The 22,741-nt window shown below is 69.5% G+C and carries 25 protein-coding genes; 15 read left to right on the forward strand and 10 right to left on the reverse strand.

The features are described from left to right. Positions 1–254: 254 nt before the first annotated feature. Positions 255–956 (reverse strand): ferritin-like fold-containing protein, encoded by a 702-nt coding sequence (locus ACZ6SF_RS14145; protein ID WP_466062517.1) that lies wholly within the window; start codon positions 954–956, stop codon positions 255–257. Between the two features lie 195 nt (positions 957–1,151). Then, positions 1,152–2,252: an alpha/beta hydrolase gene (locus ACZ6SF_RS14150; protein ID WP_466062983.1), complete on the reverse strand. Its 1,101-nt coding sequence runs from the start codon at positions 2,250–2,252 to the stop codon at positions 1,152–1,154. 577 nt (positions 2,253–2,829) lie between these two features. On the opposite strand from ACZ6SF_RS14150, the gene ACZ6SF_RS14155 reads away from it, so the two are divergent. The 5 genes from ACZ6SF_RS14155 (at position 2,830) to ACZ6SF_RS14175 (ending at position 7,797) form a co-directional block, all read left to right on the forward strand. Beyond that, on the forward strand, positions 2,830–4,608 hold the full coding sequence (locus ACZ6SF_RS14155) for a DEAD/DEAH box helicase (RefSeq protein ID WP_466062984.1): 1,779 nt from the start codon (positions 2,830–2,832) through the stop codon (positions 4,606–4,608). Between the two features lie 119 nt (positions 4,609–4,727). Further along, positions 4,728–6,017 carry an Rv3212 family protein gene (locus tag ACZ6SF_RS14160; protein ID WP_466062518.1) on the forward strand — a complete coding sequence of 430 codons (1,290 nt, stop codon included), beginning with the start codon at positions 4,728–4,730 and terminating at the stop codon, positions 6,015–6,017. A 37-nt stretch (positions 6,018–6,054) separates the two neighbouring features. Further along, the gene (locus ACZ6SF_RS14165; RefSeq protein WP_466062519.1) at positions 6,055–6,567 is read left to right on the forward strand and encodes a nitroreductase/quinone reductase family protein; all 513 of its coding nucleotides are present in this window, start codon (positions 6,055–6,057) and stop codon (positions 6,565–6,567) included. A 47-nt stretch (positions 6,568–6,614) separates the two neighbouring features. Next, complete coding sequence (locus ACZ6SF_RS14170; RefSeq protein WP_466062520.1) at positions 6,615–7,214, forward strand: acid phosphatase; 600 nt, start codon at positions 6,615–6,617, stop codon at positions 7,212–7,214. 79 nt (positions 7,215–7,293) lie between these two features. Continuing rightward, complete coding sequence (locus tag ACZ6SF_RS14175) at positions 7,294–7,797, forward strand: GNAT family N-acetyltransferase (RefSeq protein WP_466062521.1); 504 nt, start codon at positions 7,294–7,296, stop codon at positions 7,795–7,797. A gap of 10 nt (positions 7,798–7,807) precedes the next feature. On the opposite strand, the gene ACZ6SF_RS14180 is transcribed toward ACZ6SF_RS14175, so the two are convergent. Continuing rightward, on the reverse strand, positions 7,808–8,224 hold the full coding sequence (locus ACZ6SF_RS14180; RefSeq protein ID WP_466062522.1) for a hypothetical protein: 417 nt from the start codon (positions 8,222–8,224) through the stop codon (positions 7,808–7,810). Positions 8,225–8,570: 346 nt separating this feature from the next. Between ACZ6SF_RS14180 and ACZ6SF_RS14185 the strand changes: the two genes are divergently transcribed. Beyond that, positions 8,571–9,518, forward strand: a complete 948-nt coding sequence (locus ACZ6SF_RS14185; protein WP_466062523.1) for a diacylglycerol/lipid kinase family protein — start codon at positions 8,571–8,573, stop codon at positions 9,516–9,518. Positions 9,519–9,770: 252 nt separating this feature from the next. Beyond that, positions 9,771–10,025 carry a WhiB family transcriptional regulator gene (locus ACZ6SF_RS14190; protein ID WP_062998119.1) on the forward strand — a complete coding sequence of 85 codons (255 nt, stop codon included), beginning with the start codon at positions 9,771–9,773 and terminating at the stop codon, positions 10,023–10,025. A 219-nt stretch (positions 10,026–10,244) separates the two neighbouring features. Here the strand turns inward: ACZ6SF_RS14190 and ACZ6SF_RS14195 are convergent, their stop codons facing one another. Together ACZ6SF_RS14195 and ACZ6SF_RS14200 are read right to left on the reverse strand one after the other, a co-directional pair. After that, positions 10,245–11,759 carry a sensor histidine kinase gene (locus ACZ6SF_RS14195; protein WP_466062524.1) on the reverse strand — a complete coding sequence of 505 codons (1,515 nt, stop codon included), beginning with the start codon at positions 11,757–11,759 and terminating at the stop codon, positions 10,245–10,247. A 44-nt stretch (positions 11,760–11,803) separates the two neighbouring features. Then, positions 11,804–12,019 carry a biotin/lipoyl-binding carrier protein gene (locus ACZ6SF_RS14200; protein ID WP_466062525.1) on the reverse strand — a complete coding sequence of 72 codons (216 nt, stop codon included), beginning with the start codon at positions 12,017–12,019 and terminating at the stop codon, positions 11,804–11,806. A 145-nt stretch (positions 12,020–12,164) separates the two neighbouring features. Between ACZ6SF_RS14200 and ACZ6SF_RS14205 the strand changes: the two genes are divergently transcribed. Beyond that, positions 12,165–12,239, forward strand: coding sequence for a 50S ribosomal protein bL37 (locus tag ACZ6SF_RS14205; protein WP_022597109.1), 75 nt, complete (start codon positions 12,165–12,167; stop codon positions 12,237–12,239). Positions 12,240–12,333: 94 nt separating this feature from the next. On the opposite strand, the gene rsrA is transcribed toward ACZ6SF_RS14205, so the two are convergent. Beyond that, positions 12,334–12,609: a mycothiol system anti-sigma-R factor gene (rsrA, locus tag ACZ6SF_RS14210; protein ID WP_466062985.1), complete on the reverse strand. Its 276-nt coding sequence runs from the start codon at positions 12,607–12,609 to the stop codon at positions 12,334–12,336. A gap of 20 nt (positions 12,610–12,629) precedes the next feature. Further along, on the reverse strand, positions 12,630–13,466 hold the full coding sequence (locus ACZ6SF_RS14215; RefSeq protein ID WP_466062526.1) for a sigma-70 family RNA polymerase sigma factor: 837 nt from the start codon (positions 13,464–13,466) through the stop codon (positions 12,630–12,632). A 127-nt stretch (positions 13,467–13,593) separates the two neighbouring features. Between ACZ6SF_RS14215 and ybaK the strand changes: the two genes are divergently transcribed. Both ybaK and ACZ6SF_RS14225 read left to right on the forward strand, forming a co-directional pair. Next, the gene (gene ybaK / locus ACZ6SF_RS14220; protein WP_466062527.1) at positions 13,594–14,085 is read left to right on the forward strand and encodes a Cys-tRNA(Pro) deacylase; all 492 of its coding nucleotides are present in this window, start codon (positions 13,594–13,596) and stop codon (positions 14,083–14,085) included. 154 nt (positions 14,086–14,239) lie between these two features. Further along, positions 14,240–14,536 (forward strand): hypothetical protein, encoded by a 297-nt coding sequence (locus ACZ6SF_RS14225; protein WP_449999290.1) that lies wholly within the window; start codon positions 14,240–14,242, stop codon positions 14,534–14,536. Between the two features lie 60 nt (positions 14,537–14,596). Here the strand turns inward: ACZ6SF_RS14225 and ACZ6SF_RS14230 are convergent, their stop codons facing one another. Further along, the gene (locus ACZ6SF_RS14230; RefSeq protein ID WP_466062528.1) at positions 14,597–15,457 is read right to left on the reverse strand and encodes an SOS response-associated peptidase; all 861 of its coding nucleotides are present in this window, start codon (positions 15,455–15,457) and stop codon (positions 14,597–14,599) included. 205 nt (positions 15,458–15,662) lie between these two features. On the opposite strand from ACZ6SF_RS14230, the gene ACZ6SF_RS14235 reads away from it, so the two are divergent. The 3 genes from ACZ6SF_RS14235 (at position 15,663) to rsgA (ending at position 19,556) form a co-directional block, all read left to right on the forward strand. Further along, on the forward strand, positions 15,663–17,168 hold the full coding sequence (locus tag ACZ6SF_RS14235; RefSeq protein ID WP_466062529.1) for an aldehyde dehydrogenase family protein: 1,506 nt from the start codon (positions 15,663–15,665) through the stop codon (positions 17,166–17,168). A gap of 79 nt (positions 17,169–17,247) precedes the next feature. Next, positions 17,248–18,558, forward strand: a complete 1,311-nt coding sequence (gene aroA / locus ACZ6SF_RS14240; protein WP_466062530.1) for a 3-phosphoshikimate 1-carboxyvinyltransferase — start codon at positions 17,248–17,250, stop codon at positions 18,556–18,558. Further along, positions 18,555–19,556, forward strand: coding sequence for a ribosome small subunit-dependent GTPase A (gene rsgA / locus ACZ6SF_RS14245; protein WP_466062986.1), 1,002 nt, complete (start codon positions 18,555–18,557; stop codon positions 19,554–19,556). Before aroA ends, rsgA begins: the two co-directional genes overlap by 4 nt. A 21-nt stretch (positions 19,557–19,577) precedes the next feature. Here the strand turns inward: rsgA and ACZ6SF_RS14250 are convergent, their stop codons facing one another. Further along, a complete protein-coding gene (locus ACZ6SF_RS14250) occupies positions 19,578–19,928 on the reverse strand; it encodes a TfoX/Sxy family protein (protein ID WP_466062531.1) in 351 nt (116 codons plus the stop codon). Positions 19,929–20,023: 95 nt separating this feature from the next. Here ACZ6SF_RS14250 and ACZ6SF_RS14255 point away from each other — a divergent pair, with 95 nt between their 5' ends. Next, the gene (locus ACZ6SF_RS14255; protein ID WP_466062532.1) at positions 20,024–20,998 is read left to right on the forward strand and encodes an SdpI family protein; all 975 of its coding nucleotides are present in this window, start codon (positions 20,024–20,026) and stop codon (positions 20,996–20,998) included. A gap of 3 nt (positions 20,999–21,001) precedes the next feature. Continuing rightward, positions 21,002–21,394 carry a GntR family transcriptional regulator gene (locus ACZ6SF_RS14260; protein WP_466062533.1) on the forward strand — a complete coding sequence of 131 codons (393 nt, stop codon included), beginning with the start codon at positions 21,002–21,004 and terminating at the stop codon, positions 21,392–21,394. Here ACZ6SF_RS14260 and ACZ6SF_RS14265 read toward each other — a convergent pair. Then, positions 21,391–22,731: an LLM class flavin-dependent oxidoreductase gene (locus ACZ6SF_RS14265; protein ID WP_466062534.1), complete on the reverse strand. Its 1,341-nt coding sequence runs from the start codon at positions 22,729–22,731 to the stop codon at positions 21,391–21,393. The two genes, ACZ6SF_RS14260 and ACZ6SF_RS14265, sit on opposite strands and share 4 nt — an antisense overlap. Positions 22,732–22,741: the final 10 nt, after the last annotated feature.

Here is a 22,741-nt window from a genome sequence, read left to right on the forward strand (position 1 = left end):
TGCTGCAAACCTGATTGGCCCGACGGCCACCGGCCGACCGGCTTTCCGTCGGAACGCTGCCCTACTCGGGAACGGCCACCCCGACCACTCACGAAGCCCACCCACTCGGCGCCGAGCCATACCACAGGCCCTGAAAGGGTTCGGCCCGCGTCTGCTGTCAGCCCTCGAAGCGCATGCGGCGAAGCCGCGAGTCTCGAGGGCTGACAGCAGACGCTCAGGAGGGCCGAAGCTCGAGCAGCGGAGCTGCTCCAATGTTAGAGCCCAAGGACTGCCATGCGGTCGGCGTGGGCGGTCTGCATGCGGTCGAAGAGGGCGGCTATGCCGTTGAGGTCGCCGGTGGCGGCGAGGACCAGTTCGGTGAGTTCGTCGCGTTGGGCCATCACGTATTGGGCCTGGGTGATCGCCTCGCCGAGCAGGCGCCGGCCCCAGAGGGTGAGGCGGTCGCGTTCGGATCGGCTGGCCGCCACTGCCGTGCGGACCTCTTCGACCACGAATTCCGAGTGGCCGGTGTCGGCGAGGACATCGCGGACCACGGCGGCGACGTCGGGGCTGAGGGCGCCGGCGATCTCGCGGTAGAAGTCGGCGGCGATACCGTCGCCGACATGGAATTTCACCATCGATTCGAGCCAGGTCGACGGGTCGGTGGACCGGTGGTAGTCGTCGAGGGCGCGGGTGAAAGGCGCCATGGCCGTGTACACGTCGGCGCCGCGTTCGGTGAGGGCCACGTCGAGGCGTTCGAAATGGGCGAGTTCGGCGGAGGCCATCCGGGCCACCGCGACCTTGCCGCGGAGCGACGGTGACAGGGTCGCTTCTTCGGCCAGCCGGTAGAAGGCGGATATCTCACCGTAGGCGAGCACCGCGAACAGATCGGTCACGCCGGGATGCTCGGCGGGAATCGGTGACGAGGCCGGTTCGCCCGGCGTTACGACCGGCTCGGCGGGTGACTGTGCTCCCATGGAACTCCAGCGTAGTACTTGTAATTCTGGAGCAGCTCCGCTGCTGTAACTCTGGAGCGGCTCCGCCGCTCGAGGGTCGGCCCTCCTGGGCGCCTGCTGTCAGCCCTCGAGACTCGCGGCTTCGCCGCATGCGCTTCGAGGGCTGACAGCAGGCGCGGGCCGAACCCTTTCAAAGCCTCGTCGGGCTCGGCCCTTTCAGGGCCTCGTGAAGCTCGGTGCGGGGGCGGTGAGGAATTTGTCGAGGTAGGTCCAGGTGGTGTCGCGGGCGGTGGCTCCGGCGAGGATGCCGAGGTGCCCGCCGGGGGCGGTTTCGTAGTGAACCGAAGCGGCGCCGGTGAGGGTGCGTAATCCGTGCTCGACCGCGCGGGCGGGGGTGATCACATCGCTGGGGCCGCCGACCAGCAGGACCGGGGCCGTGATGTCGGCGAGCCGGATCGGGCGCGGGCCGATGTTCACCACGCCGCGGCCGATCTCGTTGCGCAGCACCAGATTGGTCCACAGCTGCTGATACATCCGGCCGGGATAGCCGGGCATATTCGCCATGAACCGGTCGATGGCCTCCATCCGGGCCAGTGATTCGGTGCGGGCCAGATTGCCGGCCACGAACAGCGGGCGTTTGATCTCCCGGTCCCAGGCGGTGAGCCGGTAGGCGAGCCGGGTGAGCGGGGCCGGGACTCCGCCGACCGCGCGCAGCGCGCTGCCGACGGCCTCTCCGGTGCCGGTGAAACGGGCGGCGGCCGCGAGCTGGGGTGTCGCGGGCATGGCGTTGTAGTTCAGCGGCGCCCCGATGGCGGTGATCGACCGGATGGGCAGATCGGTGCCGGCGGCGGCGGTCAGCAGCGCCATCGTGCCGCCCAGCGACCAGCCGACCAGGTCCACACCGGATTCACCGCCGTCCCGGCGGTCGGCGACGGTACGCCGGATGGCCTCGGGCAGGATGTCGTGGATCCAGTCGTCGAACCCCATCCGGCGGTCGGCGTAGGTGATCTCGCCGTAGTCGATGACGTACGGTGCGCGCCCGGTGTCCAGCAGGAACTCGGCCAGGCTCTGGCCGGGTCGCAGATCGAAACAGCTCGCGGGGGCGGCGAGCGGGGGCACCAGCAGAACCGCGGGCCGGTCGAGCCGCCGGCCCGCGACCGGGGCCGCTTCGAACCGGCTCAGCCGCCGATGCGGCTCGTCCCAGAGCACCGTGGCGGGGGTCGGCCGGTGCCCTTCGACCCCGTCGCCGAAGGTCAGGGCCCACGCGTTGCGGGCGGCGCGCCCGAGGGTGCGGGTCCGGTCGCCGTCGCGGTCCACCACGCGCAGGGCTCGGTCGGCGAGGGCGATACCACGGTCTGCGATGCTCACGGCACGAATCTCTCATATTCCGATACGGCTGTACCAGCCGTGCACCGGCCGTGACCTCGTCGAGTGTGTGCCGAATCACCTTCGGCGCGGGCGGCCTACCACCGCCGCGGCCGAGGTCGCGGAACCGGGTGAAACGTCCTATCGCACAGGCGCGCTCGGCGGGCGCCCGAACGACGCGGAATCCGCTCCGGCGGATTCGCGCCGCCGGGTTTCGGAAGGCGGGACAATAGCACGCTACAATCGCGACGGACAACGGAAGAATTCCGCCGATACGTAAGAACCGGCAGCTCCGAAAGCCGCGCACCACGGGTGCGCGCAGCGGTGATCCAGAGAATTCTCCGGTGTCCACGGAAAATGTGCGCGCACCAGATCCGCGTCACCGATGCGCTGCGCCGATGTCCGAGCTTCGCTGCCCTCATCCGGGCACTGCCGACATCCGGCGGCGGCCCGGGTGAATATCGCAGGGCGGATCCGTGGTCGTCGTGGACCGGCCGGTCCGCCCCACGCCTCGTGCGCGTGTAGCGCGATAACGAGGGAAGGCACGAACCTGAGCAAGATCACAGTAGAACCGGAACCCGGTCTGGCGGAAACTCTGCTGACGGCGGAGTTGGACTCCGCCCATACCGCGCCGTCTTTCGCGGAATTGGGTGTGCGCGACGAAATCGTGCGCGCTCTCGGCGAGATCGGAATCGAACGTACTTTCGCGATCCAGGAACTCACCCTGCCGTTGGCGCTGAGCGGTGAGGACCTCATCGGCCAGGCCCGCACCGGTATGGGTAAAACATTCGGATTCGGCGTACCGCTGCTCCACCGGATCAGCTCCGCGGAATCCGGGACCACGCCGCTGGACGGCACCCCCCGCGCACTGGTCATCGTGCCGACGCGCGAATTGTGCATCCAGGTGACCCAGGATCTGGAGAACGCGGCGAAATATGTCGCCACCGAGCGGGGACCGCTGCGGGTGACCTCCATCTACGGCGGCCGGCCCTACGACGCGCAGATCGATGCGCTGCGCAAGGGCGTGGACGTGGTGGTGGGTACGCCCGGCCGGCTGCTCGACCTGGCCGACCAGCAGCATCTGATCCTGGGCAAGGTCGGGGTGCTGGTACTCGACGAAGCCGACGAAATGCTCGATCTGGGCTTCCTGCCCGATATCGAACGCATTCTCGGAATGGTCCCCGACAAACGGCAGACCATGCTGTTCTCGGCGACCATGCCCGGCCCGATCATCACCCTGGCCCGCACGTTCCTCACCCGTCCGACGCATATCCGCGCCGAGGAACCGCACGATTCCGCGGTGCACGACCGCACCGCGCAATTCGTCTACCGCGCGCACGCGCTGGACAAGAGCGAATTGATCGCCCGGGTGCTGCAGGCCGAGACCCGCGGCGCCACCATGATCTTCACCCGCACGAAGCGCACCGCCCAGAAGGTGGCCGACGAATTGGCCGAACGGGGTTTCGCGGTCGGCGCGGTACACGGCGATCTCGGGCAGATCGCCCGTGAGAAAGCCCTCACGAAATTCCGCCGGGGCACCATCGATGTGCTGGTAGCGACCGATGTCGCGGCGCGCGGTATCGATATCGACGATGTCACCCACGTGGTGAACTACCAGTGCCCCGAGGACGAGAAGACCTATGTGCACCGGATCGGCCGCACCGGCCGCGCCGGGCGTACCGGGGTCGCGGTCACGCTGATCGACTGGGATGAGCTCACCCGCTGGGGCGCGATCGACGCCGCGCTCGGCCTGGGTATCCCCGAACCGGTGGAGACCTATTCGCGGTCCCCGCATCTGTTCTCCGACCTGGGTATCCCGGAGGGCGTCACCGGAACCGTGGGCAACCGGAAACCGCAGCGCGATCCGGACGCGGTGGTCGTGGAACGGCCCGAGCGCGGTTCCCGCAAACGCAACCGCAAGCGCACCCGCGGCGGGCAGCCGGTGGACGCGGCCACGACCACCGACGAGACCGGGACCGGCACGGCGACCGACGACGGCGCCACCGGCACGGACAGCGGCGACGACTCGGGCCGGACCCCGCGCCGGCGCCGCCGTCGCCGGCGCCCCGCCGAGGCGGGCACCGCGCAGGAAACCGGGTCGTCCGGCGACACCACCGGCTCCCCGGCCGAGTCCGGTACGGATCCGGATACCGAGACGGGCGTCGAGAAACCGGCACGCCGCCGTCGGCGCCGCCGGTCCGCCGATACCGCGGCGGCGACCGAAGGCGATGCGCCGGGCAGCACCGTTGCCGACGACTCCCGCACCGTGAGCGCCGGGGCGGGCGCGAACGGATCGTCACCGAGCTGACGACGGGTACCGGGCCGGGCCGTGGTGGCGACACCGCGGCCCGGCCGCTTTTCCGGGCCGGGTGAGCCCGGTCCGAGCGCTGTCGGAGGCCGTCCGGGCCATCCGTTACGCTCGCCTACGTGCTCGCACCTGAGCGGCGAACGCGCGCCGATGTCATCACCGCTGCCGCGATCGCCGTCTTCGTGGTGATCGCGGTGATCGTCGCATGGGCGACCAGCGATGTGGCCGATACCGAATCGGTGGTGGCCGACCGTCCGGCCCGCACCCCGCAGGCCGCCCAGGAGCTCCCGGAAACCCTGCGCGAGATGTGGCACGCCCCCGATACCGCGACCACCCGCGCGCTCACCTCCGAGGGAGTGGCCGTCACCGGCGCGGACGGTACCGTCACCGGGCACGATCCGCGGACCGGCGAACAGGTGTGGCGCTACTCCCGTGATCTGCCCCTGTGCGGGGTGGAGGCCCAGTTCGGGATGGTCATCGCGGTCTACCGCAACGAGCGCGGCTGCAGCGAGACCACCATGATCTCCGGCGCCGACGGACAGCGCCGTACCGCGCGCAGCAGCTATATGGACGATCGGGTCCGCCTGTCCGTCGACGGCACCTATGTGGTGGCACAGGGCCCCGACCGGCTCGAGGTGTGGCGTTCGGATCTGGTGCGCACGCTCGAGTACGGATACGTCGACGCCAAGGACAATTGGAAGACCCAGCCGCGCAGCGGATGCGCGCTGCGTTCGGCCGCGTCGAGTTCCTCCCGGCTGGCGGTACTGGAACGCTGCCCCGGCGAGCCGGCGAACCGGCTGACCGTCCTGGCTCCCGCCCCGAAGGACGACAACGTTCCCGAGGAATACGGATCGCGGGTGCTGGAGGGCGCCGGCGCCGACTCCCCCGCGGCCCGGGTGATCGCGGTGTCGGACAACCGGATCGCCGTCTACCAGCCCGGCGCCGGCGGCCGCGACCCGGCCGCCCCGCGACTGACGATCTTCGACGCCAAGGGTAATCCGGTTCTGGTGCAGGAACTCTCCGCGCCGATCGCCGAAACCGCCACGACCACCCGGACCGGTTCGGCGTTCCTGGTGTTCAGCGGCAACAGTGTGATCGCCCTGCAGGCCAGCACTTTCGAACCGATGTGGACGGCCGCCGACGCGCTCGGCGCCCCGGTCCCGATGGCCGGCAGCCTGCTGATCCCGGTACCGGGCGCCGTGGCCGCGCTCGATCCGGTCACCGGGACGGAGGTCAGCCGGATCCCGGTCGCACGTCCCGGCTACGGCGGCGGCCCGATCTCCCTGGGCGTCCTGGGTACGACAGTGCTCGAACACCGCGACGGCGAACTGTTCGGCTTCGCCGACCCCGCCGACACCGCGCGGCCGGAGACCGAGGACGCCGAACGTCCGGCAAAACCACTGCGGTGAAACGTTTTTGTCGGTGCCGCCCGGCACACTGGCCGCCATGACAGAAGCAGCCCGGCCCACCGATACCGCTCCTGCCCTCGCGGCCGAATTCACCCGATACGACGATCCCGACGCGCCCTGGAACCAGTTCACCGAACAGGATCCGGCCGTCTGGAACACCGAGGTGATCCGTGAGTTCCGGGCCAACGGCGGCCGGGTCGGGGGCGCGTACGCGGGCGCCACACTGCTGCTGCTCACCAGCACCGGCGCGAAAACCGGTAAGCGGCACGTGGTTCCGCTCGGCGCGCTGTACCGCGGCACGACCCTCTACGTCAGTTCGCTGGCCGATGCCGGTTATCCCGCGTGGTACCACAATGTGCAGGCCGACCCCGCGGTCATAGTGGAACTCGGCGACCACGTCCACCACGGCACGGCCCGGGCCCTGACCGGCGCGGAATACGACGAATTCGCCACCTGGGCGCTGGCCGACAACCCCCTGCTCGCCGACTTCCAGGCCACCACCGACCACCCCGTCCCCCTGGTCGTCATCACCCTCGCCGGTGAAGCCTGACCCCACCTGCCCCGTCCCCCCGAGGTCGCGCCGAAGATAATTACGCGATGCCCGCTCCCGCCAACGCTCGCGTCGTGCTCCTCCGTCACGGTGAGACCAGCTGGTCCGTGGCGCACCGGCACACCGGCCGCACCGATCTGCCCCTCACCGACGCCGGTGAACGCCAGGCCGTCGCCGCCGGGCGGATCGTGGCCGGGCTGGCTCTCCGCGACCCGCTGGTGTACGTCAGCCCGCGCGTCCGGGCCCGCCGCACCGCCGAACTCGCCGGGTTGCGCGATGCGCGGATCGAGCCGGACCTGGCCGAATGGGATTACGGCGACTACGAGGGCCGCACCACCCCGGAGATCCGGGAACAGGCGCCCGGCTGGACCGTGTGGACCGCGCCCGTTCCCGGCGGCGAATCGGCGGGGCAGATCCGCGACCGCGCCGACCGGGTCCTGACCGTGGCCGGCGCCGCGCTGGACGCCCGCGATGTGATCCTGGTCGGGCACGGGCACTTCTCCCGGGCCGTGATCGCGCGCTGGCTCGGCTTCGAGGTCCGGGAAGGCCGCCGGTTCGCGCTGACAACGGCCGCCGTCAGCGTTCTGGGGTTCGAACACGCGGAGCCCACGTTGTGGGCGCACAATCTAGGTCCGGGGTCTCTATGACGCCGCCCCGGGCGCCCGCGCGGGCGCCCGGGTCCCGTACCCGCCCGTCCGCGGGCCGATCCAGGAGGTTTTCGTACCGGTGACACCCGCTGTGCGCGTCCGCCGCGCCGTCCCCGGCGATGTACCCGCGCTCGTCGATCTGGTCTACGGCCTGGCCGAGTACGAGAAGGCCCGCCACGAGTGCACCCTCACCGCCGAACAACTCCACACCGCGCTGTTCGGCCCCGAGGCCGCCGTCTTCGCCCATACCGCGCTGCTCGACGACCGGATCGCCGGCTGCGCCATCTGGTTCCTGAACTTCTCCACCTGGGACGGCGTACACGGTATCTACCTGGAGGATCTGTACGTCACCCCCGAGGCGCGCGGCAGCGGTCTCGGGCGCGCCCTGCTGGCCGCCCTCGCCCGGGAGGCCCGGACCCACGGCTACAGCAGGGTCGGCTGGTCGGTGCTGACCTGGAATACGCCGTCCATCGGCTTCTACGAATCACTCGGTGCCGTCGCGCAGGACGAATGGGCCGGTTACCGCCTGTCCGGCGACGCCCTCACCGCGCTCGCCGCGACCGCGCACCCCGGCGCCCCCTGACCGCCGCCGGTCATTCCTCGTCGGCCACCCCGTACTCCTGTGCCGCCCACCGCGAGGTGGGGGGCGCGAACAGCAACCCCAGCGCGCCCAGCGCCAGCACTCCCAGCAGCGTCCCGTACAGCGGCTGCTGCGACCCGAACAGCAGTGACCACACCACCGGCAGCAGCAGCAACTGGGTGATCACCGCGATGGCCCGCCCCCACCGCTGCCCGAACAACAATCCGATCCCCGCCGCCAGCACCGCGCCCCCGAGGATCCCGAACCACATGGCCGTGCCGTAGCCGCTGATGGCATCCTCCTCGTGCCCCAGCAGCGCGCGCACGATCAGCACCACCGCGACGGTCACCGCGACCGCGCCCTCCAGCGTCACCAACCCGCCCGCCCCACGGACCGTCCCCGGCACACCAACGTCTTTTCGCTCGACCACCCGGCCAGCCTATTTGGCACGGCCCCCCCGCGCGGGATTCGGCCCTCCCGAGCACCGGCCGTCACCCCGAGGGCCCGACCCACCCGACCTTCTCGTCACCCCGGTCACCCCCGAGACCAGACCCGCCCGGCACCTCACACTGCACCCGTCACCCCCGGTCGACCCCGGATATCCATCCTCTCCCCCGAGCGCCGAGTTCAGCGAGGCCCTCCGAGGGTTGCGGGCCGTCCCGTGTTTCAGCCCTCGAAGCGAGGCGGCGAAGCCGCGAGTCTCGAGGGCTGAAACACGGGACTCGAGGGGCCCGCAACCCCGCGGCGCCGGAGGCGCCGCCAACTACACTGCGCGGGTGCGGACGTTGTTGATCGTCAATCCGAATGCGACTTCTACCACGGCGGCAACCCGTGATCTTCTCGCGCATGCCCTGGAGAGCCGGACCCAGCTCACGGTGGCGCATACCCAGCATCGCGGGCATGCGGCGGAGTTGGCGCAGTGGGCGGCCACCAACGAGATGGATCTGATCGTGGTGCACGGCGGGGACGGGACGGTCAACGAGACGATCAACGGGTTCGTGCCGCTGCCGCAGGTCGACGACGGGCAGGCGTGGCGGCCACGGCTGGGGATCATTCCGGGTGGGTCGGCGAACGTGTTCGCGCGGTCGCTGGATATCGCGCCCGATCCGGTGGCGGCGACCAATCAGTTGATCGATCTGCTGAAGGCCGGCGACGGTGATCGCCGGATCGGGTTGGGGATCACCGACGACCGCTGGTTCTGTTTCAGCGCGGGTGTGGGATTGGACGCGGATGTGTGTGCCGCCATCGACGCGAGCCGCGCGAAGGGACGGTCCGCGACTCCCGCGCGGTATGTGCGCACCACGGTCCGCCAGTTCTTCCGCACCAAGCGGGCGATGCCCGAGGTGACCGTGCACGTTCCGGGGCGGGAACCGGTGACCGGGGTCCACTACGCGTTCGTCACCAACACCAGTCCGTGGACGTATCTGGAATCCCGTCCGGTGCGCACCAATCCGGGTACCCGTTTCGAAACGGGTCTCGGAGTGTTCGCCGTGCGAACCATGGCGTTACTGCCTACACTGCGCCTGGCGACGCAGCTGTTGTCGCCGCACTCCGAGCCGAAGTCGCGGAAATTGTTCCGGGACGACGATGTTCCGTCGGTGCGCATCTCGAGTGCCGAGCCGATCGGCCTGCAAATCGACGGGGACTTCATCGGCGAACGCGACGTGGTGGATTTCACCGCTGTGCCCAACGTCCTGGACGTGGTCGCTCCGCGACCGGTTTGAACTGACGCATTCGGGAAATACATCTCGTTGTGCTGCAGAAACCGGCGTAGGCGAGTACAAAGGACTGCGGCAGGGCCCCGATGTGGGACTGCAGTGCGTGAGCTTTGCCACGGTGCATCGGATACCTATTGACATCTACGGTGTTCGTGAAAGCATTCACAAGCAACCGTGCGGAAACATTCAGTTCGCACAAGTGAACGACCCACCAACCGAACGGCGCCCTGTGCGGCGCCCTACAAAGGAGCAGAAGGAATGGACTGGCGCCATAAGGCCATCTGTCGCGACGAGGACCCCGAACTGTTTTTCCCGGTGGGCAACAGTGGTCCTGCGCTCGCGCAGATTGCCGATGCCAAGCTGGTCTGCGCCCGCTGCCCCGTTACCGCCGAATGCCTGTCCTGGGCCCTGGGTTCCGGACAGGATGCCGGTGTATGGGGCGGTATGAGCGAAGACGAGCGGCGCGCGCTCAAGCGCCGCAATGCGCGCACCCGCACTCGTACGTCTGTCTGACAGCGCGGGGAAGCGACTACCGGACCATTCAGCCCGGCCCGGGGAGTCGTGGAATGCCCGGCACCAGCCTTCTGGTGCCGGGCTGAATTTTTTCCGGAGCGGGCACAACTCGGACGTTCGTTATTTTGCCGAAATACGGCCCCCGAAAAATAAGGGGTGTTTTCGGACACAGCCGATCATGGCTATGCATAATCGATACAGGCGAGTTTCCGTCGGGTATCAACGCGCCGCACGGCGCCCCAGCGGTACCCGCAGGACCGCGTCCGTTCCGATATCCGCGCCCGGGTGCAGCCCGATGGATCCGCCCAATTCCGCGGTGACCAGAGTGCGCACGATCTGCAGTCCGAGACTGTCCGACGATTCGAGGCTGAACCCGGCGGGCAGACCACCGCCGTCGTCGCTGATGATCACATCCAGCCAGCGCGCCGATCGTTCCGACCGGATGGTGACGGTTCCGTTCTGACCGCCGTCGAAGGCGTGCTCGATGGCGTTCTGCACCAGTTCGGTCAGCACCATCACCAGCGGCGTCGCCCGTTCCGCGGAGAACACGCCGAGAGATCCCGCCCGCCGCACCGTGATTCGCGCGGTGTGCACCGTGGCGACATCCGCCATGATCGGCAGCAGCCGGTCCACGACCTCGTCCAGATCGACCTCTTCGTCCACCGACATGGACAGCATCTCGTGCACCGACGCGATCGAGGTCACCCGGCGCACCGATTCGGTGAGCGCCACCCGGGCCTCTTCGTTCTCGGTGCGCCGCGCCTGGAGCCGCAGCAGCGCGGCCACCGTCTGCAGATTGTTCTTCACCCGGTGATGGATCTCGCGGATGGTGGCGTCCTTGCTCAGCAACGCCCGGTCCCGGCGCTTCACCTCGGTCACATCACGGACCAGCACCGCCGCGCCCGCCAGTTCTCCGTGCGGCCGCAGTACCAGAGTGCGCAGCAGCACCGTGGCGCCCCGCGCCTCCACCTCCATCCGGCGCCCGGTCCGCCCGGCGAGCGCGGCCTGGATATCGCCCACCACTTCCTGGGCGTCGAAGGGGTCGGTGACCAGCGATCGTGTGGTGACCGCCAGATCCTGGCCCGCCAGATCCGCCTGCAGACCCATCCGGTGATAAGCCGACAGCGCGTTGGGGCTCGCATAGGTGACGATGCCCGCGGTGTCGAGCCGGATGAACCCGTCACCGGCACGCGGACTCGAATGCGTGGCCGCCCGGTCCTCGGTGGTCGGGAAGGTACCGTCCGCCATCATCTGGCACAGATCGTCGGCACACGCCACATAGGCGATCTCCAGGCTGCTGCGCACCCGCGACCGCTGCCGGTCGGTATCGCGGCTCAGCACCGCGATCACATCGTCGCCGCACCGCACCGGAATGGCCTCCCGGATCGCATGCACCGGGTACGGGTGATAGACCCCCTTCGCCTCCCCCTCGGTATCGGTCCGCACGATCTCCCCGCTGGTCAGCGCGTCGAATACCTGCGAATGCTCGGAATACCGGGCGACATTGCCCACCAGGTCCTCGAGGTGCACCGTCGGCGCGGTGGTCGGCCGGCACTGGGCGACGCAGACGATATCGGCGCCGTCGCGCACCGGACCGGCCCCCACCCACAGCAGCAGATCCGAGAAGGACAGATCCGCGAGCAACTGCCAATCCCCCACCACCCGCTGCAGATGATCGACCGCCACCCCGGGTAGATCGGTGTGCTCGGCCAGCAGATCACTCAGTGTGGACATGAGCAGGATGGTATTTGGCGCGTGCGGGGCACGCTCGGTCCGGTCTAGTCGATGACGGCGATGAGGTCACCCTGCTGGAGCACCTGGCCGGGGGTGACTGCGATGGAGGCGACCGCGCCGCCGACCTCGGTGATGACCGGGATCTCCATCTTCATCGATTCGAGCAGGACCAGCGTCTGATCGACGGCGACCGAGTCGCCCACCGCGACCTCGACGGTGAGCACCGTGGACACCATTTCCGCCCGTACTTCTTCCGCCATGACATCCCGTTCACTAGGTTCGTTCGGTCTCGGGGGCCGGGGCCCGCTGTACCGCCGTCGGTACAGCCAATCACACGTGAAAGAATGGGCCGGATCAACATGTACTCCCCGCAGTCGCGGGAATTGTCCCCAGGAGGAGCTACCCATGGGTAAGCGTGGCCGCAAGAAGCGCAGCCGTAAGGGAAACGCAGCCAACCACGGCAAGCGTCCCAACGCCTGAGCCGCCCGGGCACAGCCCGGCACAGACGACGAACGGCCCGTACTTCCTCGGGAAGTACGGGCCGTTCGTCGTCTGCGTGGCGCTCGCGAGCGCGTCAGCCGCGGCCGGGATCGGCGGTGACGTCGTCGGAGGTGATGGTCACCGAGCGGCGGATCTCGATCGTGAGGCGCTCGCGCAGGGCGTCGGGCGCCCTGTCACCACCGCATTTGCGGCTGAGCATGCTCTTGATCTTCTCTTCGATCCCGTACGCCTCGATACAGGGGGCGCAGTGGTCCATATGGTGCTGGAGGCGTTCACGGGTGCGGTCATCGCATTCACCGTCGAGCATCAGCCAGACATCGGCCAGTACCGCCGTGCAGTCGAGCTCCATATCGGGATCGCGCTCGGTGCTCACTGCTTGACCTCCTGGCGCACCGCCGAAGCGGTATCGGCATTCCCGGACCCCGGCGCGGCGCGGTCGAAACCTCGTTCGCGCGCCACATCGGCGAGCAAACCTTTCAGTTGTTTCCGGCCGCGATGCAGCCGGGACATCACCGTACCGATGGGAGTGCCCATGATGTCGGCGATTTCCTTGTACGGGAACCCTTCGACATCGGCGTAGTACACGGCCATCCGGAACTCTTCGGGCAGCTGCACCAGCGCGGCCTTGATGTCGTCGTCGGGCAGCGCGTCCAGCGCTTCGACCTCCGCCGAGCGCAATCCGGTGGAACTGTGCTCCGCGGTGGCCGCGAGCTGCCAATCGGTGATCTCGTCGGTCGGATACTGCGCGGGCTGGCGCTGTTTCTTCCGGTAGGAGTTGATGTAGGTGTTGGTGAGGATGCGGTAGAGCCAGGCCCGCAGGTTGGTGCCCTCTTTGAAGGACTTGAAGCCGGCATAGGCCTTGACGTAGGTCTCCTGCACCAGGTCTTCGGCGTCGGCGGGATTGCGCGTCATCCGCAGGGCCGCGCCGTACAACTGGTCCAGCATGGGCAGCGCGTCCCGCTCGAACCGCCGGGCCAGTTCGGCACCGGTCTCCGGCCGGCCGGCAGGCCGCTCGTCGGCGCCGGTTCCGGTCGCCACGTCGTCCTCGCTCGTCACACGTGTCCCTTCGATCGGCTTACCAGCCAAATCTACCGGCACTGTGAAGTCGGCGAGGAACCGCGTGCGCGCCGGAGCCGGATCGTGCTGGACCGGGCGTTGTTCGACGAGAACGGGCACCGTCACTCCTTTGCTTCCGCGGTATCGCATCCAGCGGGCTCGGCCCGCATATGCGCTGTTCTGCCGCGTACAACTACGGCAACGGCCGGTCTGTTCCCCATCACGGGAAAGTCACGCCGCGACCCGGGCCGGGCCGGCGCGGCGGTAGGGTCGCGCCATGTCAGCAGGCGCCACCCCGGCGATCCGGGCCCTGGTCACGGCCGGGGCCGAGCACACCGTCCACGCGTACGACCACGATCCGCGCGCGGAGTCCTACGGTGGCGAAGCGGTCGACGCGCTGGCGGCCCGGCTGGGTGTGGCGCCGGGGCAGATCTTCAAAACGCTGGTGCTGCAGTTGTCCACCGGATCCCTGGCGGTGGCGGTACTGCCCGTGCCGCGCAGCCTGTCGCTGAAGGCCGCCGCCGCGGCGCTCCGGGCCCCCAAGGCCACGATGGCCGACCGGGCCGCCGCCGAACGCGGTACCGGCTACGTCCTCGGGGGTATCTCGCCGCTGGGGCAGCGCAAACGGCTTCCGACCGTTGTCGACGAGTCGGCACTGGAATGGGATCGGATGCTCTGCAGCGCGGGACGACGCGGTCTGGAGATCGAAGTGGCGCCCGGCGACCTGATCCGGCTCACCGGGGCGGTCACCTCCCCGATCACCGTGTAGGGGAGGACGGCGGCCACCACGCACTGCTCCGCGGCGCGGGCGCCGGCGGAAATGGACCGCCACCCGCGTGCCGGGCGGCAATTCGGCTGGTCGCGGGCGAACGTATGCGTTACTGGGATCGACCGTTCGACCCGATCCGAGGATGTGATGCGATATGTCCCAGCGCAAACCCGTGCGCACCGCGTTCTTCGTCGTATCCGCGGCAGCGGCGCTGCTGGCCGGACCTGTGCTCGTGACGGCGCCGGTGGCGGCGGCCGCCCCGGAGTATCCGCTGGGTGGCGAGGGCGGAGGCGGAGGCGCCACCGAGAAGAAGCCCGAGGAACAAGCGGGCGAACGCGCCGAACGCGCGGGCGGCGGACTGGCGTCGGAGGTGATCGACCTCGGCGCCGACCTGCTCAAATGCGGACTGAGCATCGCCACCGAGGCGGTGAGTTGCCCGCTCGGAAAATAGCGGCGGCGACGGCCCGGAGCGGTCATCCGCTCCGGGGTCCCGGTTCCGGTGTCGCGACGGCTACAGCAGGGTGGCCTGCTCCCCGGCCTCTCCGACGGGCGCCAGCAGCTCCGGGCCGTTGTTCTTCACACTGTTCACCAGGGGTGACACCGGCCGCGCGGTGATCTCGGCGACGAGCGCTTCGCTCGGTGTCTCCAGCAGCCGGGCGGGCGCCGGATGGTCCGGGTCCAGCCAGGCGGCCCAGTTCTCCTCCGGCATCGGCAACGGCATCCGATCGTGGATGCGGGTCAGATCCCCGACCGCGTCGGTGGTGAGGATGGTGCACGACAGCAGCGGTCGCGGGTCGTCGAGGGAGCGGTCCCGCCATACCGACCACAGGCCCGCCATGTACAGGCGTGATCCGTCGGCGCGCGACATGAAATAGGGGTGTTTGATCACCTTGGGCTTCTTGCCCTTCCCGGGCCCCGCGGGGTCGGGTTCGACCAGCCACTCGTACCAGCCGTCCATCGGCACCAGGCACCGCCGGTATTTCACCGCGTCCCGGAACGAGGGCAGGCCCGCGGCCTTGTCCGCGCGGGCATTGAACAGCGGCCTCCCCTTGACCGGCACCCCGGGTTCGGCGGGTTTGGTCCAGTGCGGGATCAGCCCCCAGCGCATCCGCCGGAGGCGGCGGGTGGCGGGCCCGTCGGGGTGGTCGTGGTCGTGGCGATCGACCACGGTGACGATCTGCGTGGTCGGCGCGACGTTGTAGTTCACCCCCCGGTCCCGCTCGGTCGGGTCGGCGGATTCGGCGGCCGCGCTCGACTCGCCCCGTATACCGCTGCCCGATCCGGTCGCGGTGGCGGGTTCGGTCTCGTCCAGCGCGTCCAGTTCCACCGCGAGCCGTCCGGGGTTGGTCGTGGTCGCATATCGTCCGCACATATTTCGATCCTGGCACCGGATACCGACAGATGAGCACAATTACCGGCCGATGAACACAAATATCCGCCGAGTGGACGACAATGGGACTTGTACTGGGTGACGCGTTGAGAGTTATGCCCTAACATTCTCTCATCGGGGACGAGGCGGTCGGTTACTGCCCGTTCGCGCGCGCAGCTACCGCCCTACTTCCCGCAGAGGAGACCCTGTGACAACCACAGAAAAAGCCACCGAGAAAGAATCGGTGCTCACCTCGGTCGATCCGGCCACCGGCGCGACGCTGGCCACCTATCCGATCGCGGACGAGGCGGCCGTCGCCGCTGCCGTGGCCAAGGCCCGTGCCGCCGCCCCGGTCTGGGAAGATCTGGGTTTCGAGGGCCGTAAGAAGGCGCTGCTGCGCTGGTCCAGCAAGCTGGTCGCCAAATCCGACGAATTCTGCGCGCTGATCCACGCCGAGAACGGCAAACCGGTCGACGACGCCTTCCTCGAACTGATGCTGGCGCTGGAGCACATCGCGTGGGCGGCCAAACACGCCAAGAAGACGCTGTCCCCGCAGAAGGTGCCCTCGGGCGCCACGATGGCCAACTTCGCGGCGCGGATCGAATACCGCCCGCTCGGCGTCATCGGCGTCATCGGCCCGTGGAACTACCCGGTGTACACCCCGAACGGTTCGCTGGCCTACGCGCTGGCCGCGGGTAACACCGTGGTGTTCAAACCGTCGGAATTCTCGACCGGTATCGGCAATTTCATGGCCGAGGCGTTCTCCGAGGCCAATCCGGAACTGCCCGAGGGCGTATTCGTGGCGATCAACGGCTACGGCGCGACGGGCGCCGCGCTGGTGAAATCCGGTGTCGACAAGGTCGCGTTCACCGGATCGGCCGCCACCGGCAAGAAGATCATGGCCTCGGCTGCCGACACCCTCACCCCGGTGCTGCTGGAATGCGGCGGCAAGGACCCGGTGATCGTGGCGGCGGACGCCGACGTCAAGGCCGCCGCCGACGCCGTGGCCTGGGGCGCGACCGCCAACAGCGGGCAGACCTGCGCCGGTGTCGAACGTGTCTACGTCGACAAATCGGTCAAGGAGGAGTTCCTCGCCGAACTCACCCGCATCCTGAAGAACGTCAAGCCCGGTTCCGACGCCGGCGCCGCCTACGGCCCGATGACCATGCCCAGCCAGATCGATATCGTCAAGCGTCATATCGAGGCGGCGATCGCCAGCGGCGGCAAGGCCCTGCTCGGTGGGCCGGAATCGGTGAAGGGCCCCTTCATCGAGCCGGTGGTGCTGGTCGATGTGGACGAGGACTCCGCGGCGGTCAAGGAAGAGACCTTCGGCCCGACCGTCACCGTCACCACGGTGAACAACATCGACGAGGCCGTCGATCTGGCCAACAACACCACCTTCGGCCTGGCCTCGGCGGTGTACTCGAAGAAGCAGGGTCTCGAGATCGCGCGCCGGCTCAAGGTCGGTGCCACCTCGGTGAACTCGGTGCTCGGTTTCGCCGCCATCCCCGGCCTGCCCTTCGGCGGCAGCGCGGATTCCGGTATCGGCCGTATCCACGGCGAGCCCGGCCTGCGTGAATTCGTCCGCCCGCATTCGATCGCGGTCCAGCGGTTCGCGATCCCCGGGATGGCGCTGATGAGTTACAGCCGCACCGCGGCCAATATGAAGATGCTGCGGCGGATGGTGCCGCTGCTGCACGGCCGGAACAAGTAGGCCCCCGGTTCACACGACCACGCGGCCGGTGGTGCTCGGCGACACACTTGCGAGCACCACCGACGCGCATGTCACCCCGATGCGCCAAGATGGTCGGGTGAGTTTCTGGCCAGCGCCCCATGTCGACGCCCCCGTGCAGGCGACTGTCACCCTGCCCGGATCCAAATCGATCACGAACAGAGCGCTGGTCCTCGCCGCGCTCGCGGACGGGCCCTCCACCATCACCGGGGCCCTGCGCAGTCGTGACACCGGGCTGATGATCGCGGCGCTGCGCGCGCTCGGCACCCAGATCATCGGGGACGCCGAAACGCTGGCCGTCACCCCCGCCGCGCTCACCGCCGGCCGGGTCGATTGCGGTCTGGCCGGGACCGTGATGCGGTTCGTCCCGCCCGTCGCGACCCTCGCCGCCGGCGACAGCGCGTTCGACGGCGATATCGCGGCCCGGGTACGCCCACTGCGCACCATCCTCGACGCCCTGCGCGGGCTGGGCGCCGTCATCGAGGGCGACGCCCTGCCGTTCACCGTGCGCGGCGGCGGCGCGCTGCGCGGCGGCGAGATCACCATCGACGCCTCGGGTTCGTCCCAGTTCGTCTCCGGCCTGCTGCTCTCGGCCGCGCGTTTCGACGAAGGGGTGGTCGTCCGCCATTCCGGTAGCGCGCTGCCGTCCATGCCTCATATCGAGATGACGGTCGAGATGCTGCGACGGGCCGATGTCACCGTCGAATCGCCCGCCGACGCGCGCGGCGAGCAGACCTGGACCGTGGCGCCCGGTCCGATCCGCGCGGTGGACTGGACGGTCGAACCGGATCTGTCCAACGCCACCCCGTTCCTCGCGGCCGCCGCGGTCACCGGCGGCCGGGTGAGCATCCCGCACTGGCCCCGGCTGACCACGCAGGCCGGCGATGTGATCCGGGAGATCCTGGTGCGCATGGGAGCCGAGGCCGGTTTCTACGACGGCGCGCTCACCGTCACCGGCCCGGACCGGCTCGCGGGTATCGATATCGACCTGCACGATGTGGGCGAGCTGACCCCCACCGTCGCCGCACTGGCCGCACTGGCGGATTCGGAGTCGCGGCTGCGCGGGATCGCGCATCTGCGCGGCCACGAGACCGACCGGCTCGCCGCGCTGTCCACCGAGATCAACCGGCTCGGCGGACAGGTCACCGAGACCGAGGACGGCCTCGAGATCACCCCCGCTCCGCTGCACGGCGGACGCTGGCACTCCTACGCCGATCACCGGATGGCCACGGCGGGAGCGATTCTCGGCCTCGCGGTGCCCGGTATCGAGATCGAGGATATCGGGACCACCGCCAAGACCCTGCCCGATTTCGTCTCCCTGTGGGAGTCGATGCTCGACCCGGCGACCGCCGAACCGGGGGCGGCGCACTGAGCCGGCGCGGCCGCTCCACCGCCTCCTACGACGAATCCGATGTGCGGGTGCGGCCGGGGCGGAGCTCGCGGCCGCGCACCAAGACCCGCCCGGAGCATCGCGACGCGCAACCGGCGATGGTGGTGTCGGTCGACCGGGGCCGCTGGGGTTGTGTGCTCGACGGCGATCCCGAACGCCCGCTGATCGCCATGCGCGCCCGTGAGCTGGGCCGGACTCCGATCGTGGTCGGCGACCGGGTGGATGTGGTCGGCGATCTCTCCGGCCGCCCGGATACGCTGGCGCGCATCGTGCGGGTGGCCGAGCGCACCACCGTACTGCGCCGGACCGCCGACGATACCGATCCGTTCGAACGCGTCGTCGTGGGTAACGCCGAACAGCTGTTCATCGTGGTGGCGCTGGCGGATCCGCCGCCCCGCACCGGTTTCGTGGAGCGCGCCATGGTCGCCGCCTACGCCGGCGGCCTGACCCCCGTGCTCTGCCTGACCAAACACGATCTGGCCGCGGATTCGGATTTCGCGGAGGCCTTCCACGATCTGGACCTCACGATCGTCTACGCCGGGGTCGACGATCCGCTCGACGAGACGCTGGCCTTGCTCGGCGGCCGGCTGACCTGCTTTCTCGGCCATTCCGGCGTCGGGAAATCGACGCTGGTGAACCGCCTGGTCCCGGCCGCGGAACGGGCGGTCGGCGAGGTGTCGGGGGTCGGGAAGGGGAAGCACACCTCCACCCAGTCGGTCGCGCTGGCGCTACCGGGCGGCGGCTGGGTGATCGACACCCCGGGAGTGCGCTCGTTCGGACTCGCCCATATCACTCCCGACGATGTGATCGCGGCCTTCACCGATCTCTCCGACGCGATCGAGGACTGTCCGCGCGGGTGCACCCATCTGGGGCCGCCCGCCGATCCGGAGTGCGCGCTCGACGAACTTCCCGACCGGGCCCGCCGGGTAGCGGCCATCCGGCGACTACTGGTCGCGCTCAATTCCAACGACCAGTGGTGAGGCAGGGGCCGGGGTAGGACCCTACTTCGGTCGTTTCGGTTTCTTGGGTGGCAGCGAGCGGGCGAATCGCGCCCCGCGGCCGACCCAGGTGTCCAGGTCCCGGTCGGCGGCCACCGCGTCGGCGGTGATCCGCAACCAGCCGTCGAGCTCCCGGCCCTGCATCACCATGGGCCGCACCGTGCGGTCGTCCACCAGTTCGGCGGCCTCGGCGGGCGTCATCCGCACCATCAGCCCGCCTTCGCGGCTCACGGCGACCCCCATATGCCCGCCGAACAGGAAGGCCAGACCGCCGAACATCTTGCGTTCGGAGATATCGGCGCCCGGTTCCACCGAATCGCGGACACGTTCCGCCAGTTCTTCGTCGTAGGCCATCGGGTCATTGTGCGCGCACCGGCCGACAATTTCCGGCCTCGGACGCGCGGAACAAAAGTCACTTGTTATGATTCAAATATAACAAGGAGGTGCCCATGACGACCCTCGGCACAATCCGGCTCGGACTCCTCGCCGGACTACCACCCGTCCTGTCCGCCGTCCCCAACATTCTGTTGCTGAACGCCGCGGCGGACCGGCTGCCCGACCCGATCGCCACGCATTTCGGCGCGCACGGCGCCGACGGATTCACCGGCCGGGTCGCGACCATGTTCGTCTCCGCCGGTGTGGGAATCGCCCTGGGAGCGCTCATCGCGCTGATCGTCGTGGTCGGGGTGAAGACCGGCAAGCTGGTCCGCACGCCGGATACGCCACTGGATCCGATCCGCTTCCTGATCGCCACCGCCTGGGGCGCCGGCGCGTTCACCGGCGCCCTCATGTTCTCGGGCACCCGCGCCAACTTCGGCCTCGCCGATGCGGCGACCGCGCACCTGCCGGGCGCGGCGGTCGTACTCGCCCTGGCCATCGGAGTGCTGTTCGCGGTGGGGGGCTGGTTCAGCGCGCCGAAGGCCCCGCGGGTGGAAAGCACGAAGTCCCCGGCCCGGCCGCTGCCGCTGGGCCCGACGGAGCGGGTGAGCTGGACCCGCCGCATCTCGTCACCGTGGATGCTGCTGGCCGGGGCCGTCATGGTGGTCGTCGGCGTGATCGCCGGTTTCCTCACCCAACCCGGGATCGGCGTGCTGCTCGCGCTCACGGGCCTGCTCGTCGCCCATCTGGGCGTGATCCGGGTGGTCGTGGATCAGCGCGGACTCACGGTGGGTACCGGGCTGTTCGGCTGGCCGCGCTGGCGGCTGGATCCCGGCGAGATCACCTCGGTCGCGATCGAGGACCTCTCCCCCGCCCGCTACGGCGGCTACGGGATCCGGATGATTCCGGGCGCGACCGCGGTACTGCTCCGGAGCGGGCCCGGCATCGTGGTGACCCGGCGTTCGGGACGGCATTTCGCGGTATCGGTCGACGACGCGGAAACCGGCGCGGACGTGCTGGCCGGTGTCGTGCACCGGGCGGCCTGAGCGGTGTTGATCCGAGTCGACCCGGCGCGATCGGAACCCCTGGCCGATCAGATCGCCGCCTGCGTCCGCCGGGCGATCGCCGACGGCGAGATCCCCGCGGGCGGGCGGCTACCCGGCGCCCGCGAACTGGCCGCGTCGCTGGATGTCAGCATCCACACCGTGCTGGCCGGTTACCAGCAGCTCCGCACCGAAGGGCTGATCGATCTGCGCCGCGGCCGCGGCGCCACGGTCCGGGCGGGAGCGCCCGACGGCCGGGCGGCGGTCGTCGATCTGGCGCGCCGGCTCGTGACCGCGGCCCGGCGCATCGACCTGGACGACGAGGAACTCCTCGACCTGGTACGCGCGACCGCCGGCGACGGGCGCCGGGCCGGGCCGGACGGGGCCCGCGAAGCCTAGGCGCCGATCCCCGCCACCTCCGCCGGGGCGACCCGGCCGGGATGGCGGCCGAGCCCGTAGTGCCCGCGCAGCGTGGTCGCGGTGTAATCGGTGCGGAACAGCCCCCGCGCCCGCAGGATCGGCACCACCCCGTCCACGAAATCAACCAGGCCACCGGGCAGGTACGGGGGCATGATGTTGAATCCGTCGGCGGCGCCCGCTTCGAACCAGGCCTGCAGATCGTCGGCGATCTGCTCGGGCGTCCCGGCGAGCGTGCGGTGTCCGCGGCCACCGCCGAGCTGGGCGATGATCTCGCCCACGGTGAGCGATTCCCGCTCCGCCAGATCCTTCACCAGCTGGTAACGGCTCTTGTTGCCCTGGATCTTCTCGATCGGGGGCAGCGGCGGCAGCGGGGCGTCCAGCGGATGTCCGGTCAGGTCCAGTCCGAGCATCTGGGAGAGCTGGCGCAGCGAGTACTCGGGTGAGATCAGATCGGTGAATTCCTGTTCGAGCCGCTTCGCGGCGGCCGTCGTCTCCGCGATGAACGGGACGATCCCGGGCAGGATCCGCACCTCGTCCGGGCTCCGGCCGGAGGCCACCGCACGCGATTTCACCTCGCGGTAGAACGACTGCCCCTCCGCGATCGAACGCTGCGCGGTGAACACCGCCTCGGCGTAACGGCCCGCGAAATCCTTCCCGTCCGGTGAGGAACCGGCCTGGACCAGCAGCGGGCGGCCCTGCGCGGAACGCGGGACGTTCAACGGTCCCCGGACCTTGAATCGCGCACCCACGTGATCCACCGTGTGCACCTTCGCCGGATCGGCGAAGATCCCCGTGGCGGAGTCCAGCACCACCGCGTCGTCCTCCCAGGAATCCCACAGCGCGCTCACCACGTCGACGAATTCCGCCGCCCGGCGATACCGGCCGGCGTGATCGGGGACCTCGTCGTAGCCGTAGTTGGCGGCCTCGTCGGCGGTCCCGGAGGTCACGATGTTCCAGCCGGCCCGGCCGCCGCTGATCCGGTCGAGGGAGGCGAATTTCCGGGCGAGCGTATAGGGCTCGTTGTAGCCGGTCGACGCGGTGGCGATGAGTCCGATCCGCTCGGTGACCACCGCCATGGCCGTGAGCAGGGTGACCGGCTCGAAAACCGCCTGGGTGTTGTGCGCGATCCGCGGTCCCACGGCGAGACCGTCGGCGAAGAACACCGAATCGAGGGTGCCGCGTTCGGCGATCCGGGCGAGATCCTGGAAATGCGCCACCGACAGCACATCGTGGGCGCGGGTGCGCGGATGCCGCCAGGCCGCCTCGTGGTGACCGACGCCCATGAGGAAGGCGTTGAGATGTAGTTGCCGAGTCATCGGTACCTGT

This window comes from Nocardia sp. NPDC049935, from assembly GCF_055586645.1.

Excerpts from the sequence above, each read along its gene's own strand:
- ACZ6SF_RS14165 (WP_466062519.1), top strand. The coding sequence starts at position 6,055 with ATGACAGAAGCAGCCCGGCCCACCGATACCGCTCCTGCCCTCGCGGCC.
- aroA (WP_466062530.1), top strand. The coding sequence starts at position 17,248 with ATGCGCCAAGATGGTCGGGTGAGTTTCTGGCCAGCGCCCCATGTCGAC.
- ybaK (WP_466062527.1), top strand. The coding sequence starts at position 13,594 with ATGTCAGCAGGCGCCACCCCGGCGATCCGGGCCCTGGTCACGGCCGGG.
- ACZ6SF_RS14145 (WP_466062517.1), bottom strand. The coding sequence starts at position 956 with ATGGGAGCACAGTCACCCGCCGAGCCGGTCGTAACGCCGGGCGAACCG.
- rsrA (WP_466062985.1), bottom strand. The coding sequence starts at position 12,609 with ATGGAGCTCGACTGCACGGCGGTACTGGCCGATGTCTGGCTGATGCTC.
- ACZ6SF_RS14265 (WP_466062534.1), bottom strand. The coding sequence starts at position 22,731 with ATGACTCGGCAACTACATCTCAACGCCTTCCTCATGGGCGTCGGTCAC.
- ACZ6SF_RS14190 (WP_062998119.1), top strand. The coding sequence starts at position 9,771 with ATGGACTGGCGCCATAAGGCCATCTGTCGCGACGAGGACCCCGAACTG.
- ACZ6SF_RS14230 (WP_466062528.1), bottom strand. The coding sequence starts at position 15,457 with ATGTGCGGACGATATGCGACCACGACCAACCCCGGACGGCTCGCGGTG.
- ACZ6SF_RS14225 (WP_449999290.1), top strand. The coding sequence starts at position 14,240 with ATGTCCCAGCGCAAACCCGTGCGCACCGCGTTCTTCGTCGTATCCGCG.
- ACZ6SF_RS14250 (WP_466062531.1), bottom strand. The coding sequence starts at position 19,928 with ATGGCCTACGACGAAGAACTGGCGGAACGTGTCCGCGATTCGGTGGAA.
- ACZ6SF_RS14195 (WP_466062524.1), bottom strand. The coding sequence starts at position 11,759 with ATGTCCACACTGAGTGATCTGCTGGCCGAGCACACCGATCTACCCGGG.
- ACZ6SF_RS14170 (WP_466062520.1), top strand. The coding sequence starts at position 6,615 with ATGCCCGCTCCCGCCAACGCTCGCGTCGTGCTCCTCCGTCACGGTGAG.
- ACZ6SF_RS14200 (WP_466062525.1), bottom strand. The coding sequence starts at position 12,019 with ATGGCGGAAGAAGTACGGGCGGAAATGGTGTCCACGGTGCTCACCGTC.
- ACZ6SF_RS14215 (WP_466062526.1), bottom strand. The coding sequence starts at position 13,466 with ATGCGATACCGCGGAAGCAAAGGAGTGACGGTGCCCGTTCTCGTCGAA.
- ACZ6SF_RS14255 (WP_466062532.1), top strand. The coding sequence starts at position 20,024 with ATGACGACCCTCGGCACAATCCGGCTCGGACTCCTCGCCGGACTACCA.